The organism is Lactobacillus sp. W8174 (genome assembly GCF_016100975.1).
Classification (GTDB): Bacteria; Bacillota; Bacilli; order Lactobacillales; family Lactobacillaceae; genus Lactobacillus; species Lactobacillus juensis.
In genome coordinates this window covers 234230-252615 of the sequence record NZ_JACFRN010000003.1, presented here as the reverse complement: position 1 = coordinate 252615, position 18386 = coordinate 234230, and the positions used below count along the sequence as shown (strand labels likewise).

General features: G+C 34.6%; 11 protein-coding genes and 1 CRISPR repeat array. Of the genes, 1 reads left to right on the top strand and 10 read right to left on the bottom strand.

Annotation, left to right across the window (positions count from 1 at the left end):
- Positions 1-109 precede the first annotated feature (109 nt).
- The 7 genes from H3U49_RS05940 to H3U49_RS05910 all read right to left on the bottom strand — a co-directional run bounded on the left by H3U49_RS05940 (position 110) and on the right by H3U49_RS05910 (position 13287).
- Complete coding sequence (locus H3U49_RS05940; protein WP_198180445.1) at positions 110-1195, bottom strand: FAD-dependent thymidylate synthase; 1086 nt, start codon at positions 1193-1195, stop codon at positions 110-112.
- A gap of 237 nt (positions 1196-1432) precedes the next feature.
- Entirely contained in the window at positions 1433-2674 is a 1242-nt protein-coding gene (locus H3U49_RS05935; RefSeq protein ID WP_198215927.1) for an MFS transporter, read from the bottom strand.
- Positions 2675-3073: 399 nt separating this feature from the next.
- Positions 3074-5948: direct repeats of the CRISPR family, unit length 36 nt; unit sequence GTTCTAATCATCATTGATCTAACAATCATCTAAAAC.
- A gap of 32 nt (positions 5949-5980) precedes the next feature.
- Entirely contained in the window at positions 5981-6649 is a 669-nt protein-coding gene (gene csn2 / locus H3U49_RS05930; protein WP_198180439.1) for a type II-A CRISPR-associated protein Csn2, read from the bottom strand.
- Positions 6646-6951 (bottom strand): CRISPR-associated endonuclease Cas2, encoded by a 306-nt coding sequence (cas2, locus tag H3U49_RS05925; protein WP_198180437.1) that lies wholly within the window; start codon positions 6949-6951, stop codon positions 6646-6648. Before cas2 ends, csn2 begins: the two co-directional genes overlap by 4 nt.
- Positions 6929-7840: a type II CRISPR-associated endonuclease Cas1 gene (cas1, locus tag H3U49_RS05920; RefSeq protein WP_198180428.1), complete on the bottom strand. Its 912-nt coding sequence runs from the start codon at positions 7838-7840 to the stop codon at positions 6929-6931. Before cas1 ends, cas2 begins: the two co-directional genes overlap by 23 nt.
- Before the next feature lie 223 nt (positions 7841-8063).
- Positions 8064-12251, bottom strand: coding sequence for a type II CRISPR RNA-guided endonuclease Cas9 (cas9, locus tag H3U49_RS05915; RefSeq protein WP_198180426.1), 4188 nt, complete (start codon positions 12249-12251; stop codon positions 8064-8066).
- 127 nt (positions 12252-12378) lie between these two features.
- Positions 12379-13287, bottom strand: a complete 909-nt coding sequence (locus tag H3U49_RS05910; RefSeq protein ID WP_198180424.1) for an L-lactate dehydrogenase — start codon at positions 13285-13287, stop codon at positions 12379-12381.
- Positions 13288-13473: 186 nt separating this feature from the next.
- On the opposite strand from H3U49_RS05910, the gene H3U49_RS05905 reads away from it, so the two are divergent.
- The gene (locus tag H3U49_RS05905) at positions 13474-14415 is read left to right on the top strand and encodes an aldo/keto reductase family oxidoreductase (protein WP_198180422.1); all 942 of its coding nucleotides are present in this window, start codon (positions 13474-13476) and stop codon (positions 14413-14415) included.
- A 61-nt stretch (positions 14416-14476) separates the two neighbouring features.
- Here the strand turns inward: H3U49_RS05905 and rpoN are convergent, their stop codons facing one another.
- The 3 genes from rpoN to H3U49_RS05890 form a co-directional block, all read right to left on the bottom strand.
- Positions 14477-15748, bottom strand: a complete 1272-nt coding sequence (gene rpoN / locus H3U49_RS05900) for an RNA polymerase factor sigma-54 (protein WP_198180420.1) — start codon at positions 15746-15748, stop codon at positions 14477-14479.
- A 278-nt stretch (positions 15749-16026) separates the two neighbouring features.
- Positions 16027-16797, bottom strand: a complete 771-nt coding sequence (locus tag H3U49_RS05895) for a class II aldolase/adducin family protein (RefSeq protein ID WP_174794905.1) — start codon at positions 16795-16797, stop codon at positions 16027-16029.
- A 218-nt stretch (positions 16798-17015) separates the two neighbouring features.
- On the bottom strand, positions 17016-18368 hold the full coding sequence (locus H3U49_RS05890; RefSeq protein WP_198180418.1) for a PTS galactitol transporter subunit IIC: 1353 nt from the start codon (positions 18366-18368) through the stop codon (positions 17016-17018).
- Positions 18369-18386 lie beyond the last annotated feature (18 nt).

Here is an 18386-nt window from a genome sequence, read left to right as displayed (position 1 = left end):
TTTTTAAATTCTTACATTCAAAAAGACTAATAAATTTGAGTTTTGACAACCCAATCTATTAGTCTTTTGCTTTCTGCAAATTTTATGTAATTAGCCTCAGTTAATTGTCTTACTGTTCTCTATTTTCAATGACTCTTCTAAATTGCAGCCAGCTCTCACTAAGATTGGAAGTCAGTGAGCCAGCTGCCTTATCTGGAGGGCAATCAGCATGCTTTTCAAGTAAATCGGTCACCTTTTCTTTTAATGCAGGAAATTTTTCCCAGTCACTGCTTTTAGCTGACCATGCTATATGTTCAAACGGACTCATATGCTTTTCAGCAAGCAATCTTTTACCCAGATTTGAGCCATTTCTGTTTTTCATTTTAGAGCGGTCATGATAAGAAATCCTGGCACATTCTGAAGCCGATTGCAGAAGCACTGGCTCAAGCCTTTCCCATGATAACAGATCATTTTCTTCAACCTCGATAAAGGGAACATGCAATACTCTATTTTTCAGCGTTCCATACTTGGGACTTGCTTCAAGAACCGCTTTTATCAAAATTGCTGTAGCTTCCATTTCCGGCTGGACGCCAGCAGCGATTCGCAAATCCAGAAAATTTTGCCAGTAAGTTGACGTTACCAGAGTTTCATGCCACATCCATGGTTCAATCAATCTGTTGCAGTCTTGTTTATGAGCATCATTCCATGAAGCTGGAACTGCATCATTTTTATATGCTTCATCATACTTGTCAGCAAATTTTTCCCAGTCACTAGCTTCTGCATCGTAAGGGACTTCTTCTTCATTCATTAGCTGTCTAAACATACCCAGAACGGCTTCATCTCGGCAGTGCAGCCAATTTGCAGTAGATCTTTTTGCCCTTTTCGAATCAGCAAATGGACCTGTCATACCCTTGTGATTAATAGTCCAGAGTGGAATCACTGGTTGCTTCATTACTGGCTTGACGGTAGTCTTTATGCTTCTGGCTCTGGAAGAGGCACTGTTTCTGCTGAAAACCCTGTGAGTATTCCATTCGGGAAGAATAAATCTGGGAAACCTGACAATCATAGTTGTGACTCTGTCTGGTGTAATTAAGTTTTCATTCTCAGAAAACTCTCTGTTGATTGAATCTTTTACAATTACAGCAGAATAGCCTCTAAGAACTGGATCCTTATACCTTGCGCAGATGGTCTTGGCACCATTTTGGGACCAAGGCATTTTGCTCTTCTTCCACAATCACTGAAGACCAATCTGGTTTAACTTCACGACTATTATCATGCACTGTAGTCATTTATATATCTCCTCATTAATTTATTAAGTCACAGACTATAATCATTATTAATCTATCTACGACTTTAAACAAATGACCTGCATATATAACCAAAAAAGAATTTTTAGTTTCCCAACCTGCCTATAAATTCTTACTTTTTACTATTTTTTCCCAAATTTTTGATGCTAAGGCTTGCCATCATGCTTGATTTCAGGTGCCAGTAAAAAAATGCTAATTACTGTAACTAACAAAAGTTCAATGGCTGAAACTCCAATGCCTGATCTTGAACCTATTTTTTTAGCAACTAGGCCGCCTAAAAGATAGCCTAAAGAGTTTACTCCAATCAGCACTGTTTTATAGATACTCGTTACTCGTCCAAGGTATTTTTGTTCAACTTGCTGTTGCCTATTCGTGATGATACTAATATTAATAATTGATTCAATTATAGAAACAAATGCAATGGCCAGAACCATTGTTGGTACATTTTGATCCAGCGCAAAAAGGGCACGAAAAAGAGCACCTGCAAAAATTAGCAATACAAACAATAGATTAAACTTAATGTGCCTATTCAACCAATTGACCACCAAAGTACCAATTAAGGCACTGACAGCTGCAATCGCTGAAATTATTCCAATATTTTGAGAGGAAAGTTTTAATTGCGTACGTAATATTATGAGGCTGTCATTATCAAAATTAGCTGACACAATATTAACTAGTGCAGCTAATATTAACGGATACAAAACAGAACTAAGATTAAGGGTATATTGCAGACCTTCCTTTATATCTGTCTTTACCGTTTTAAGTGCAGATTTAAGAGCTGTAAAGCCGGTAAAAGCAGTAGATTTAGTTTTCAGGCTGATCCTTTTTTCCAGTAAAAGGCTAATAAGGTAGAAAACTGCACAAATAACAATTAAAAGACTATGCGAAATATATTGATATAATATTCCGCCTACAATAGGCAATGCAAAATTAGCTGCATATTGTATGCCATAAATCAGACTGTTTAATTCTGAAAAATCCTTCTTTTCTACTAAAAAAGAAACAAAAGTAATTTCTGACACCGTATTAATTGTGTTTGTCACGCTGACGACAAGTGATACCGCATAAATAATTAAAATCATGCAATTCACTGTTAACTGGAATGCAAATGATGCAGAAAGAACCAAGTAGCTGATTAATCTAATCAAATCACTAAAAATGAGAATCTTTTTAACATCCAATTTATCCGTTAAAGCACCTGCCGGAAGACCTAAAACCAAAATTGGCAATGTTTCAATAATAGAAATTATTGATAAGTGAATACCATTTTTAGTAATATCAAGAACCATCAACGGCAATGCAAATGACATTAAAGAGCTGCCCAAGTTATCGGTGATCACTGACAAAAGGTATAGTTTGTTGTTGTTACTTTTTAGTATGTTTTGCATTTGAACAAATAGTAACCCTTCTTTATTAGTGTCAATTTCTTAAAGTATTAAAAGTAGTATGTACTGAGTAACCAAAAGTCAATGTCATTTCTTTAAGGCATGAGCTAGATATTCTCTCGGACTCAGTCATTCAGTTTTTCCTTAATTCTTTCTTTGTTATAGTAACGTAATATATTGCGCAATTACTTTATTAAAGAAATTATATTTGGCTTTCAATTTTTTAGCGTAATAGACTGCTTATCTTTATCGAAGTCTATTGCAAACTCTGTAAATAGCTCATCTGGGTTTATTTCTTTCAGCACTTTTCTAGGAATAATAGCCGCCCTAGAATTGCCTTATTTCTTTAATTTGACTGACTTTTTCATTTTAAATTGCTCTTTCCTTAACCCAATTAATTATGCTCTAATCACTATTAATCTAACAATCATCTAAAACAAGGTAAACCAATTTTTCAAAGTCATGTTTGTTCTAATCATCATTGATCTAACAATCATCTAAAACTGATGATGAGTTTGAAAACAATAAGTAAGTGTTCTAATCATCATTGATCTAACAATCATCTAAAACGTGATGTTGTCTGGGTCGATTGGATTATATGTTCTAATCATCATTGATCTAACAATCATCTAAAACAGTTGTCATAGATATGATAGCCGCGCTCGCGTTCTAATCATCATTGATCTAACAATCATCTAAAACTGTGAGCTAATGTTTCCGATAAATCATTCAGTTCTAATCATCATTGATCTAACAATCATCTAAAACTACAAAAACTAAATTATTCACTAAGTTCAAGTTCTAATCATCATTGATCTAACAATCATCTAAAACGTGGAAAATGTTAACACAGGTTTCAGGTTTGTTCTAATCATCATTGATCTAACAATCATCTAAAACTAAAATGGTTTCTAAATTGTTCATTTTTGAGTTCTAATCATCATTGATCTAACAATCATCTAAAACAGGGCAGAAGTTTATTCCTAACCGGGAATTGTTCTAATCATCATTGATCTAACAATCATCTAAAACTTCATAATCTTTATTATATACAGTTACTGAGTTCTAATCATCATTGATCTAACAATCATCTAAAACTTTGAAAAGGTGAGTTTTGATTAGCCTGCAGTTCTAATCATCATTGATCTAACAATCATCTAAAACTAGTAGCTAACGCACTTTGTGCAAAGTATTGTTCTAATCATCATTGATCTAACAATCATCTAAAACACCATGTCCGTCTGTGCAATGTTTTTCTTAAGTTCTAATCATCATTGATCTAACAATCATCTAAAACTCGTAAATTACTCGAGCTCTTAATGTTTCAGTTCTAATCATCATTGATCTAACAATCATCTAAAACAGGATATCGCAGCATTTCCTAATACTTCCAGTTCTAATCATCATTGATCTAACAATCATCTAAAACCAGTCATTTTACCCATAATAGCACCTGCGCGTTCTAATCATCATTGATCTAACAATCATCTAAAACAAAAAATTAGTTGCGGTAATGGTTGTAGCTGTTCTAATCATCATTGATCTAACAATCATCTAAAACTTAGGTCATAATTTTCTTCTTCATTATAGTGTTCTAATCATCATTGATCTAACAATCATCTAAAACAATGTCACTAAAACATTCAATATTATTATTGTTCTAATCATCATTGATCTAACAATCATCTAAAACTATATGTTTAGACCTAGCTTTACGTTTGGCGTTCTAATCATCATTGATCTAACAATCATCTAAAACTTATTGATCATTACGAGCATGATATTATAGGTTCTAATCATCATTGATCTAACAATCATCTAAAACCTGCGTCTTGTTGCAATCTCACACGATTATGTTCTAATCATCATTGATCTAACAATCATCTAAAACTGAAGAAGAAGAATATCAATTAAAACAAGTGTTCTAATCATCATTGATCTAACAATCATCTAAAACTCATTGTACATACTCCAAACTTAATTGATCGTTCTAATCATCATTGATCTAACAATCATCTAAAACTGCCAGATAAGTTATACCTAAATATGTTAAGTTCTAATCATCATTGATCTAACAATCATCTAAAACGCAAGAAAGGTACGGTAGGGCGCTATTATAGTTCTAATCATCATTGATCTAACAATCATCTAAAACTTTGCTTTGCCTCTATTTATTAGCGTAAAGGTTCTAATCATCATTGATCTAACAATCATCTAAAACAGGTACACAAAGAAAACTTCTGGCCAGTTAGTTCTAATCATCATTGATCTAACAATCATCTAAAACTATTTAAGAAACTGACAACGGCTCCGAAAAGTTCTAATCATCATTGATCTAACAATCATCTAAAACAACTCTGATATTTTTTCATTATTAACACAAGTTCTAATCATCATTGATCTAACAATCATCTAAAACCATCAAATCGATCAATAGCTCTAATTTTGGGTTCTAATCATCATTGATCTAACAATCATCTAAAACGGTAAGCTTTCTCAATCATTCCTTCAGCTGGTTCTAATCATCATTGATCTAACAATCATCTAAAACCTAACCGATCAACATAATATCTAATTATCGGTTCTAATCATCATTGATCTAACAATCATCTAAAACTGACGGTGTGCTAATGCTAAACCATGCTTCGTTCTAATCATCATTGATCTAACAATCATCTAAAACATGACCAGAACTTTTTAGGCGGCTTTTTAGGTTCTAATCATCATTGATCTAACAATCATCTAAAACTTGATGGTGATAATCCGCAAACCCAGATGTGTTCTAATCATCATTGATCTAACAATCATCTAAAACCTAAACAAAGAAGAGGTAGCTTAAGTGCTGGTTCTAATCATCATTGATCTAACAATCATCTAAAACTAAACATTGTGCCTGTTTGTGGGTTTTTGAGTTCTAATCATCATTGATCTAACAATCATCTAAAACATAAAGAAACATTTAGAAAAGAAATGGAAAGTTCTAATCATCATTGATCTAACAATCATCTAAAACGAGTATGTGTGTTGTGGGAGCAATACTATTGTTCTAATCATCATTGATCTAACAATCATCTAAAACCAATATTGCGCATAACTCCCATGTAAACTTGTTCTAATCATCATTGATCTAACAATCATCTAAAACTATTATTTTCCCAGCGAGACAACCTACCTTGTTCTAATCATCATTGATCTAACAATCATCTAAAACTCACTAAAGAACAATTTAAGTATCTGCTAAGTTCTAATCATCATTGATCTAACAATCATCTAAAACCGATGTTTTATAATCTGATTTTAATATTGTTGCTAGTACCAATCGATTAGATCTTTATCAATATAATAAAAAGGTATGTCTTTAGATATTGCCAAATTTTCTTTCGTCGTGAATTCAATTACAATCAAAATTAAATTCATTTCCGTAACAAGACTAGCTAACTCTTGCCACTCCTGTTCTTCCAAGTAATGAGCTACATTACAGATAACAGGAACAGATTTTAAATTACACATCTGGTGAATTTTTAAAACTGTTTCTATTGTACCATATATACTAAACAACATTGATTTATCAAAATGAATTTCCGTGAACTTAAGTAGTTTTTTTAAGTCTTCATCAAAATTAATTGCTAAGGGTAAATCTTCAAGTAAAAGTGAGTCCTGCAAGGTTGACTCTAGATTATAAAAAGACTTCATCACCTTATTACGATTCTCTTCATCTAAATTTTTTAGGTAACTACTTACAATATGAGGCATATACTTTTTGGTAATATCACCACTAAGTAGTGGATCGCCAATAAAATCAAAAGTTTTACTTACATCAAGGGGACTATAATCATCCTCCGAACAAATTAACATCTTGTTTCTTCCTTGAAAGCCTTGAATTATATCACGGTATGCAATTGGGCTTTGCAATCCAATAACTTTTATTCCCGGATTTTTAAATACCCATTTTTTATGGGTCGCATAGGTTAAAATCATAAAATTACCGTCCTGTCTGAAGTATTACGCACATCATCAATTGGCTTACCAACTAAAAAGTGCATGTCATTATACTGCTTTTCCGTAACCATTAAGGATTGTACTAATCCCCCGTGAGGTAAAAACTTCCTAATACGATTTTCCAAAAACTTAGCGGTTTGTCTAGTAACACAGACTCGAACATATACTGAAAATTGCACCATTAAAAAACCTTCATTAATCAACTTTTTATGAAATTGGCGATATTCTTTTCGTTCTTCTGCCGTTTCTGTTGGTAAATCAAACATTATCATTAAGCGCATTATTCGGTACCTCATTGGTCAAACTCATCTCCATTTCTGGCAATTCCTTACTATCCCCACTTAGAAATTTTAGACATTCTCGCACATAAACTGTAATAGCATTTGTCAAAAGCGTTTTTTTACCATTAAACTTTATTTCTAAACTTAAAAGTTCAACTAAACCATACTTAATATCTGGAGTTAGTTCCTTAATTTTTTCGTGGGCTTTAACCCAATAATCAACAAATGGTCGAAAGGGTTCCATTAAATCCGAGGCTAAATTAAATTGGTTTTCCTGTGAACAGTGGTGAATGCCAAAATATGTCAGATAGCCATTCATTACAATTTCACGGTTAAAACTAGAAAGCAAAATGGCATAGCCGTAATCTAATGCTGCATTGACTGCACTGGTATCACGCCTAACAAAATTTTTATCAAATAAAAGCATAAAGTATTTACGCGCTGCAATTGCCTCCCGATTACTTTCATCATTAATTTCCAGCTGATCTAGTTCAATTTGAACATCATCTTTATCCAAATGATAATTCTCTAAAACTGCAATCTGATTTTTGATCTTTTGACTAACAATCTTTGTCCATAGTAATTCTTTTAAATGATCATCCCAATTAAATTGTTGCGTTAATTTAGCCATATTCCTTGTTCCCGGATAATAAACAGCAGTTTCGACTACTGGATTTCCTTTTTCATCAACAAATATAACTTTGGTTTGGTTCTGAGCCAACTTACTAATGAGGGCACTTGTAATCACTGCCTGTGTGGTTGAAACGAGCAATAAATTAACATCTTCAATTGGTATTTGGTTTATGCCATCACGAGTTTGTACAATCATCATTTGCATCGAATATGTCAATTTGGCGTGCTGTGTGATGATTACTGATCTCCATCCCATATTTCCTCCTTGTATTTTTAAAAATAAATGTTATACTATAGTTGTTGGTTAGCTACCAACGATCTAATCATTATTGATCTAACAACCAGATTTAAAATCAAACAATGTATCTTTGATACTAAGTTTCAACGCGGTATTATTACCGTCCTGCCTCAGCTCTATAGCGGAGGTTTTTTTATGCACAAAAATAGGGAATCGGATTATTACGTTTCCCTATTTTAGCTTACAAATCGGCTATCTTAACTCGTTTTTCAAAAAGTCCTGTTGGTGACTGGAAAATTAATACTGCATTAGATGACAAAGTTATACCAGATGATGACTGCATTTTGCCAAATGGGGTTTTAATTCCCAAGTTCTTCAAATCTGGATTAACCATATTATCATGTAACCCGTCTAATACTTTACTTAAAACAATTTTTTTATCCTTAACAGTCAAATCAATAAATTTAGCTTTACCATTATGAAGGCCTGCTCTAAACTTATTGGCATCAAACAAGGGCAAATATTGATCGACTTTTTGTAATATTTCATCATAAGCATTTATAAGAAGTTGATTTTCATCTTTATAATCCTCTTTTTCTAGATTATCTGTCACTACTTTCATAGTTTCATGAGAAAGTGTTAATTGCTTAGCATTGGCAAAATAACGCGCAGAATATAACATAAATTTTTTGTCACCGTCTAAAACTAGTTGCTTAAAGTGAACATGGTCTTTTACTACTCTAAAACTTTTAACGCCTCGCTTAGGTTTACCATTTTTATCAAACATGATCTGAGGCTCAAGCACTTTGCGTAGTTCTTCCCTATAATTCCCTTGTTTTTTAGCCTGATTTAAGCTTGCAAGAGCGCGCATCGGAACGCCAATAACTTTATAAGTGGATTCTTTTGCTTTCTCAATCTTGACAATTACCATATATGCATCAGTGTTGCTGCTGTACCCACCATAAATTTTCGGATCAAGTCCGTTACCTTTCGGAATTAGCTTTCTAGTTTTCTTACGATCACGCTCTCCGCGAGGATAAACAGTCATGTTAAACATACTACTATTTTCAGTCGTAGTTTCTCTTGAGACTAGCATGTATTTATAATTATATGCTTTACGTAATTTGTCAAAAATGTCTGGGTGCTTGTAAAAGACTATCCGATGGCTAACATTTTCCCTAATTTCTTCTAGGGCTTTACCCTCAGAATTATCTTTTTGCAGTAAAGGCCACAAGAAATTTTGTAACTTTAGATTTTTAAGAATATCTTTTTCCAAATTTTTGTCTTGACTAAATTTTTTAAACTGCCCATATACAAAATATGGCCGAAGGTTAGGATACACTTGATATAGAAAATTCCCACAAACTATAGTTAAATAGGCATCAATTGCATGATGATAATCATTAACTTCACGACTCTTGTATAAATCTAAACGCTGACGCAGAGCGGAGTTGTCACCAGCTTTAACTGTAATGATTTCTGCATTTGGATATTTATTTTGTAAAATAACTGATACTAACTTAATAATTTGACTAGTTTCTACCAGCTGTCTGTTAATAAAATGTTTTTTCTGCTTATCAATATCTTTCCCAGGATTAAATAGCAAATTATTTAATTTTTGTTCATTAATTAGTCTATCTGCATACCACATTTTCCACATTTCTGGAATAAGCATTTTTGAACCAGCTGCAACATCAGTCCCAAACACTTTAAGAGCATACCGATTACCCTTTTTTTGATTTAATTGAGTTCTAGTTAGTACACGATTATTAAATGAATCATCTTTAATCATTGTCTTTGGCAATATATGATCTATTTGATAATTTTTAGGAATATCATCTATATCTATTTTTTCGCCTGAATATGCATCTCTACCTGCCTGCATGAAATATAGGAAATATTCATCTTTAAGTAACTTACGGTTAACTGTATATTCTTCTAATTTGTCAGTTAGATTCTGGTCTACCAATTCGCTAGCAGTTTCTTCATAAGTTTTAAGCAGCTTAGTACCTCGTATATGTGATAGCTGTAAATTCCTTTGTGGTTCTCGTGTAAATTCAATCGCAAATTGTGCAGGTTTCTTGCCACCTGCTGCTTTTACAACATCAGCTACTACTTTGACGACCTGCCTTATAGCTTTTTTGTTAGCTGGAGAAGTATAGGCGTCAGCCAAAATCTCTTCAATACCATTTTCCTGAGTAACATCCTGGTTTTCTTTAGCAATTGCATCTTTAAAATCTGGTTCTGTCACAATTTGCATAAAATTCTTTTGACTAGTCCATAGTTTATCCATAATGTTATGGCCTTTTGTGTCATGCAATTCTATTAGCAATTTGCGCGATAATCTGCCCCAGCCTTGCAAGCGCCAAGTTGAAATAGCTTTAAACTGTTCAGGTGTTAACCATTTAAATTCAGCATGCAACTTATCTTGAAAGATCTTTTTATCTTCAAAAATAGATGAATACTCAATTATTTTTTCAAAGTCTTTTTGATATTGTGGATCTGCTAATTCCTTATCAAACACATGTAAGCTTTTGAGGTGATAATAACTCGCAAGACTTGAATTAAATTTAGTTGGATCCGCCAGCCCCTTAATTTCTACAGTTGGCAAATGCCAATTATTTTTTAAATAATTGATTAATTGATCACTTTTAACGTTTTTATTCTCTTTGAAAAGATCGTTAAAAATTCGTTGCTTGAGGCCTATACTGATTTTCCTATCATTAACCTTAATATTATTAAGCTCATTTAAAACTTCAAATCTTTGATAAAGCAAACTATTAGCAGGCAAAACATCTTCACCTAAAAGATAAGTATCTTTAATAGTCATGCGCTTAATAAACTTGTTGGCAGATTCTTGCCGGTCTACTTTTTGTTCAAAATTCCAGGGTGTGATCTGGCCATCTTCTTTTCTGACCATCCAGGCAAAGCTCTTACCGGAAGTTTTTTCCTGTTCATCAGCTGTAATCATCGGACCTACATAATAAGGTACTCTGAATCTAACCAGTTCATCTAACTTGTAAGGTGCTTGTTTACGGTGATCTTCTACTGGGTTTTCTGTAGCTAAGAATGGATAATATTTGCTTTGATTAGCAATAATCTTATCCAGTTCGATTTGATGCAGCTGAAACGGAATTACACCATTACTGTTTGTTCGCTGCTTAGGCATGAAGTTATCCGTTGCTATTTCTTGCGCAATTTTGCGAGCCAGCTCAGAATCATTCAGATTATTTTTAATAGTTTTATAAAAATCTTCTTTAGTTAAAGTTCCATCCTGCTTAAATTCTGTTTTAGCTTCCAGCAAATGGCCATGTCTGTTATTAACGTATAAATCATAGGCTAAAAGCAATTTTTTAGCTATACTGCGATCCTGCAAAGTGTCGACATAAGCTTTTAACAACCTATAATCTTGATGATGTTTGTCATACTTGGCCACCATTGACTGTGATAAACTCTTGTTTTCATCTACTATTGTGCTCAATGTAATTGCACTAAACAGCTTTTTAATTTCGGCAATAATAGTCTGATCAGTTTCATCAAGATCTGGCAGCAACGCATCAAGCTTATCATCTGCATCTCCATCAGTCAGCTTGAATTCCCATTGCGCCTTGTCACTTTTATCGATTTCTTTGCCTAAGATAGATTCAAATTGAGTTTTGTAGCCCATGATGGCGTTAGCAATCTGCTTGGCTACATTTTTTTCTTCCTTAGCAGTTGAATCAGTTAATAACTTGGCAATTTTTTTGACCTTGTCCATCTTATAAACGGTCTTTTCTGCATCTTTACCACGTATAACAGCCTCAATCTCGGCAGCGTTTGCGACATTTAATTCAATGGGATCTTGATCTTCAACTATCTTTTCCGCAAAAGCATTGTTAATATTTGTTAAAATGGGTGCTACTTCAATTTTGGAAGCTTCAAAATCTTTAACAGAAGTATCTTGTAAAAAATTACCACGATACTTAACAATGTGGTGTATTGCCAAAAATATTTCACGTAAATCAAACTGACGGTCTTGCGTCATCAGTGCGTCACGCAAATGATAGATCGTAGGATATTTTTGATAAAATGCCTGATCTTCCTTAGCTGTTGGAAACACAATTGCATGATACTTTTTGCGATCTTTATCCAGCGGTGAAACCCATGATTGATGCAGGCGCACAAAAAATCCCGGATCTACCTTAGCCATCGGTTCCGCAAATATTTCTTCCAGCAATCTTAAGCGCCACTTTCTGCGCTTGAGCCGTCTTCTAGTAGTTCTAAATCCCCGTCGGTCAGCAGCAGTATGTCCTTCTTCAAATAAATGTGAGCCAATTGCTGTTTTTCCTCTGAGCTTTAATAAATTATTTTTCTTATCAGTCACGGCCCAGCCGCAAGAGTTGGTCCCGATATCGAGACCTAAAATATAATCTTCATTAATCTTGCTCATGATTTTTCCCCTTCTAAGTATTCATTACTATAAGAATACCCCATATAACAGTAGAATTCACTATCTTTTTCATATAATAAAAAAATGATGATCTTTGTGACCATCATTTTTACTAAATAAACTAGAACTATTTATTTGCTTTTTCTTTAATTGTTTCTGCAGATGCTTGTAATTTCTTTTCTTCTTCATCTGTTAGTGTCAATTCAACGGTTTGGACAATACCATCACGACCAACAATAGCTGGGTAAGATAAGTAAGTACCATATTTTTCCTGGTAATTTGAAACTGGCATTTCAGTATGAGCATCGCTTTCAATAGTTTCTACCAAACGAGTCACAGCAGCTGAAATACCATAGTTAGTATATTGCTTACCCTTATATACTGTTTGACCACCAAATTTAATTTCATCGTTTAAGTCTTCTAGCTTAAGGTGTTTTGCTTCAGCTACTTCAGTAATTGGTTTTTCCAAAACTTTAACAGTTGACCAAGCAGTAAATTGTGAATTACCGTGTTCACCCAAGTTAAAACCTTCAACTGAACGAGGATCTACATTCATCCGTTCACCAACAGCACGCTTCATACGGGCTGTGTCTAATAGAGTACCGGTACCAATGACGTGCTTGCGCGGTAAACCTGTTAGCTCTTGATACATATTAGTAATTGCATCAACTGGATTGGTAATGGCAACCAAAATACCATTGAAACCGCTCTTCTTGATTGAATCCGCAATGTCTCCAATTCGCTCACGGTTATAATTCAATTCTGCAAAACGCTCGCCGCCTGCTTCCAACTCAATATTTCCAAAAGCACTAATGACAATGTCTGCATCCTTGAGGGCGGAATAATCATTGATCGTAATAGTAGTGTGATGCTTCAAATTTGCCATCGCGTCTTGAAAATCAAGCTGATCTGCTCTAACCTTTGCTTCATTAACATCAATCATAACGAGGTCATCTACTAAACCTGTTAATATTAACTGCTGCGCTACCGTACTGCCAACGTGACCGTCACCGATAACTCCTATTTTATTACTCATAATTTTCCCTCCTACTTGTTTTTCAAAATTATGTAATATCTATTATATACAAAATAACGATAAAAATAAAATTATTTTTAAAAAAATATTAGGTTTTTTACTGGTATTGCTAAATATAAATTAAAACTCACCTATTTTTAAATTTTTGCCTCTAAGAGAGCGTATACTAAAGAGAGGAGGTACATTATGAGACAAATTAAAATTGGCAACACTAACTTTACCGGGTCAGCTATTGCACTCGGGATTATGCGTATGAATAAACTGACGGTTGATGAAGCTGTTAAAGCATTGGAAACTGCACACGAAGCAGGAATTAATTATATTGATTCAGCTGATATTTACGGTCACGGCAAATCTGAGGAAATTTTCGGAGCTGCTTTTCAAAAGTCATCATTAACTCGCGACGATTTTTACATTCAATCAAAGACTGGAATTTATGAAAATCCTAAGTTAGATTACAAGACTACTAGGTATGATTTTTCTAAGAAATATCTGATTAATGCCGTAGATGGCATTCTTTCTCGCATGAGAATTGATTACTTAGACAGTTTGCTCCTGCACAGACCGGACGCTCTGATGGATCCTGCAGAAATTGCTGCTGCCTTTGATGAATTACAAAGAGACGGTAAAGTGCGTCACTTTGGAGTTTCCAACTTTAACCCGATGCAAGTTGATTTACTGCAGAGTGGCGTTAGTCAAAGACTGTTGATTAATCAACTGCAATTAAGCGTCATGCACACTGGTCCAATTGATTTCAATATTCACACTAATATGACGGATGAGCGCAGTATTGATCATGACCGTGGCGTTTTAGATTACTCACGCTTGCACAACATGACCGTTCAGGCATGGTCGCCTTTCCAATACGGTCAAATTGAAGGCAATTTCATTGGTAATCCAAAGTTTCCAGAGGTTAATGATGCCTTGCAAAAAGTAGCTGATCAAAAAGGTGTTTCTAAAAATGCTGTTGCTGCTGCCTGGATTTTAAGGCATCCGGCAAATACACAAGTTATTATCGGTACAATGACACCAGCTCATATCATCGACAGTGCCAAGGGAGCAGATATTTCACTTACTGCTCAGGAATGGTATGATATTTATCTTGCTGCAGGTAATGATTTGCCTTAAAAATTAGCTGATAACACCAAAATCCTAGCGCAATTTTGCGTTAGGATTTTTTTGGTTAAATTTAATCTGTTACTTTGGCTTTTCTGCTATAACTATTAGGTATATTGAGCTTTTTACGATATTTAGCAATCACTCGCCGACTTAAAGTTACATCATGCGCCGCAAAAATTTCTACTAATTGCTGATCACTTAAGGGAGCACGGACATCTTCTTTTTTTATGATCTGTTGCAAGTCGTATTCTATACGCGCTTGAGATAAATCCGTTGTTACTTTACGTGGGAAAAGCATCTTCAAACTGAAAACCTTATTTTGGCACTGAACGTATTTATCTTTAATCGCCCTGCTAATTGTACTTGGTGCCAGACCCAAAGCCTGAGCGGTTTCTTTTAAACCAAGTGGCTTTAATTTCTGCTTTTGCATTGTAGTTAAAAAACCATGTTGAAACTGGCCCACATATTCACCCAATCTCATGATAGTTTTCTGACGCTCCACTATCGCATTTTTCATTTCAAGAAAACGCTGCTTTTGCTCCGAAAAATACTTACTTTCATTAGACTGATCTTTTAATTCACGATATGATTTTTCATCAAAAACCATTTCTGGTATTTGCGCTTGAAAGTTTTCTACCGTTATACGTCCATCTGTTACCTTGTAAATCAAATCGGGTAACAAATATTGAACATTACTGTCGACTACGTAATCGCTGGCTGGAGTCGGGTTCAGTGTTTGGATGCTGGCCAATGCATCATTTAATTCGGATATTGAAAACCTAGAGTTAGACCATTTTTTAGGATCGGCCAGCATTTCCAACTGATTATTAAGTAAAATTTCAAGGGCTACAGGATTAAAGTTGTCTTTTTGTTTTGCCTGAAGCGCCAGACATTCGGCCAGATTCGCAGCCCCGATCCCACACGGATCAAGACTTTGAAGCAGACTTTTTGCCCTTAATAATTTTGCAAGCGTAAACTCAGTTTGTTCCGCAATTTTAGCCAAATCAATTCTTAAGTAGCCATCTTCATCAAGATGGTAAATCAAAGCTTTGACCGCACTTTTTTCCCAACTGTGCCAGTCGCTTAAATCCACTTGCATCAATAAATGATCTATTAAATTCTCTGTTTCAGGCGAACGCAGCCATTCTAAATTCTGCATCTCGCCTTTAGGTTCTTTCAAAGTCACAAAGGGATTACTAGCACTCATTTCCTTCATGGCATTTATTAAGTCATGAGTACTGTAGGAAAGAACGGTTAAATTCTGCTTTAATTTTGGTGACAAAAAAAGCCGTGTCACTAACTGCTCTTTTGGCTTTAATACCATTTTTTGCAATCGTGTCATCGGCTTTTCCTCCTCTTACTTAAGAATGACTGTCTATTTAATTATACTACACCTATCAGTCCTAAAAAGATTGATAATACAAATATGCCTAGCATTACCCAATTAATGTTTACCCTTTTGGTGTTTCTATTTATGACCTTCTTCTAGAATGTTACATTAACCAAAAAACCTGATCAAAATGATCAGGCTTACACAAAAATCTTGAATAATAGTTGCATTCAACGCAAAAGTATTATATTGTCAAAGTGGTCAAACTTTGTAAGAAGGGTACTATTTATTTAGTCACCCTTTTTATTTTGCGCTGTTTTTTTATTATAGAGGGCTTTACCAGCTTTAACATCTTCCCAAGTCCCAATTTTGGTTCCTTCTGAGTAATAACCGTCTAGCACACCTATTTGTTGGAAAACAGTCTGCTTATAAGCAACTTTAGCATTATATTCGGTAATATCAACATCTGCTAAAGATTTATGCAGAGCAGTCAATGGATCCATGTCCTTACCACCGGAGGTAAATAAAGTACCGTGAGAATTTAAAATGAATCCATTTCTTAAAGCTTTAGCACCTAATTTCTTTATTTCAGCGGAAACATATTCTGCCAGTTCTTCAGTACACATTGGATGCCAATTTAAAGTGCGAATTTCTTTTAACTTCTGAGTTGCTTCGGTTACATTTGGCATATTTAAGCCACTAGTACCCCAGAACATACATTGATCGGCATGTGAGTGAAAAACACACTTAATTTCAGGATTGGCATCATATATTGCTTCATGCATATTAATTTCTCTGGTAACTTTACCAGTGCCAGAAATCACTTTGCGTGTATGAGGCTCAATGACAAGGATCTGATCTGCATTCAAGTAACCCATATAAGCTTCTGACATCATCGTTGGTGTCATCACATAAAAGAATTTTCCAGTTTCGTCTTGAACCTTAATGCTGATATTGCCACCAACAATGTTAGTGTCTCTGCGTTCCATTACTTCACGGACAACTTTTGCTAAATCATTCCGTTCATATTCAAATGGAATTCTTCCTGCAGGATATTTCATAAATTATTTTTCCTCCTCATTTTATTTTTAGTGGACATACTTTTTTTGGTAAAAAGGGTATCACTTCCCTTCTTATTAATTAGTAATCCTAAAATAATAACGAAGACATTTATCCAATAAGTTTTAGAAATAATTGCATAACTGAATAAACCAAATGTCAAAAAACTTAAACAAGTCCAAAAGACTTTTTTGTTCATTAATTTATCCATTATTCAGTCCTACTTTAATTTGCTGTATTTCAAGGCTGGAATTGGATCTTTCTTAAATGAACGATACAATAACCAGAAAAGAGCAAGAAGTGCAACTAAGCCGATAATTGCCCAAATATTACCTTTTCCTGCCCATGCCATGACAAATCTTAATTCTGGAGCTTCAATTGAACTCCATGATACTTGTGATCCTGCAGGTACTTTAATAGAAGTGCTGGATTTGGCTAATTTTGTAAAGATATTAGCAAAGTATGAAGCACCGTAGAGAAAAACAGGTTCATAGATTACACCTAAAACAAGCATTCTCAAAAGATTGCCACCAGTGAGAAGCAATCCACCTACACCTATACAGTAATTGATGACACCTGCAATTGGGAGAATAGTATTACCAGGTAAAATGGCTGCATAAACAATTGATACTGGGATCATCAAAACCATAGTTACCCACAATTCAGTACTCTGTCCTAAAATAGGCCAATCTAGTCCGATTGAGAATGTTCTACCTTTAACGTGCTTTTTCATAAAGTCACTCATAGTAGAACCAAATGGAGTTAAGGCATCCATGAAAAATTTTGCCATAACTGGGAAAATAGCCATAACAGCACCTACAGTTACGGAAAGATTGAGTGCGTCACCTATGCTGTAACGACCAGCTAATGCGAGAACTAATCCAATAATTGCTCCCATTGTCACCGGTTCACTAAATACACCAATTTTACGTTTTAATGAAGAAGCATCCCACTCACGATTAAAAATCGGGATATAATCCATTAATTTATTAATAGGAGACATAATAATTGCCGTAAACGCTTCAATGTGGGTTACAGTAACACCCTCATAGCCAAGCATATTGGCAATTTCTTTACTCCACATATCACCTAATTTCAAACAAATTACAACTTGGATAGCACCACAGATGAAACCCCAGATTAAACTGCCAGAAATTTGATAAACCATATAGCCAGTTAGGGCGATACCCCATACATTCCACATATCTGCATTCATTGTATCTGTCATTTTAGCCAATAGCATGACCAGATTAACTACAATTTCTACTGCAAAAAACAGAAAAGCTAATGTCCAACTCCAGGTAATAGCTGCAGCGCCAGTCCAGCCAAAGTCAACTGCTGGCAGATTAATACCAGTATATTTAGCCAATGCTTTAGCCGCTGGACTAACAGTTTCAGTCAACTGATTTATGGCCATTGACATTCCAATAAATCCGGTACCTAAATAAAGACCTGAAAGTATTGCTTTAGATGGCTTCATCCCAAAGATTAATCCCAAAATTATAATTAAAATTGGAATCAAAACCTGAGCACCAACTCCCAAAATTCCTTGAACTATACCGTTCCAATCCATTTAACTCACCTCTATTTA

Bases quoted from the DNA above. Each gene is read 5' to 3' on its own strand.
- H3U49_RS05890 (WP_198180418.1), bottom strand. From the start codon at position 18,368: ATGGATTGGAACGGTATAGTTCAAGGAATTTTGGGAGTTGGTGCTCAG.
- cas9 (WP_198180426.1), bottom strand. From the start codon at position 12,251: ATGAGCAAGATTAATGAAGATTATATTTTAGGTCTCGATATCGGGACC.
- H3U49_RS05895 (WP_174794905.1), bottom strand. From the start codon at position 16,797: ATGAAATATCCTGCAGGAAGAATTCCATTTGAATATGAACGGAATGAT.
- rpoN (WP_198180420.1), bottom strand. From the start codon at position 15,748: ATGACACGATTGCAAAAAATGGTATTAAAGCCAAAAGAGCAGTTAGTG.
- csn2 (WP_198180439.1), bottom strand. From the start codon at position 6,649: ATGATTTTAACCTATGCGACCCATAAAAAATGGGTATTTAAAAATCCG.
- H3U49_RS05910 (WP_198180424.1), bottom strand. From the start codon at position 13,287: ATGAGTAATAAAATAGGAGTTATCGGTGACGGTCACGTTGGCAGTACG.
- cas2 (WP_198180437.1), bottom strand. From the start codon at position 6,951: ATGCGCTTAATGATAATGTTTGATTTACCAACAGAAACGGCAGAAGAA.
- H3U49_RS05905 (WP_198180422.1), top strand. From the start codon at position 13,474: ATGAGACAAATTAAAATTGGCAACACTAACTTTACCGGGTCAGCTATT.
- H3U49_RS05940 (WP_198180445.1), bottom strand. From the start codon at position 1,195: ATGCCTTGGTCCCAAAATGGTGCCAAGACCATCTGCGCAAGGTATAAG.
- cas1 (WP_198180428.1), bottom strand. From the start codon at position 7,840: ATGGGATGGAGATCAGTAATCATCACACAGCACGCCAAATTGACATAT.
- H3U49_RS05935 (WP_198215927.1), bottom strand. From the start codon at position 2,674: ATGCAAAACATACTAAAAAGTAACAACAACAAACTATACCTTTTGTCA.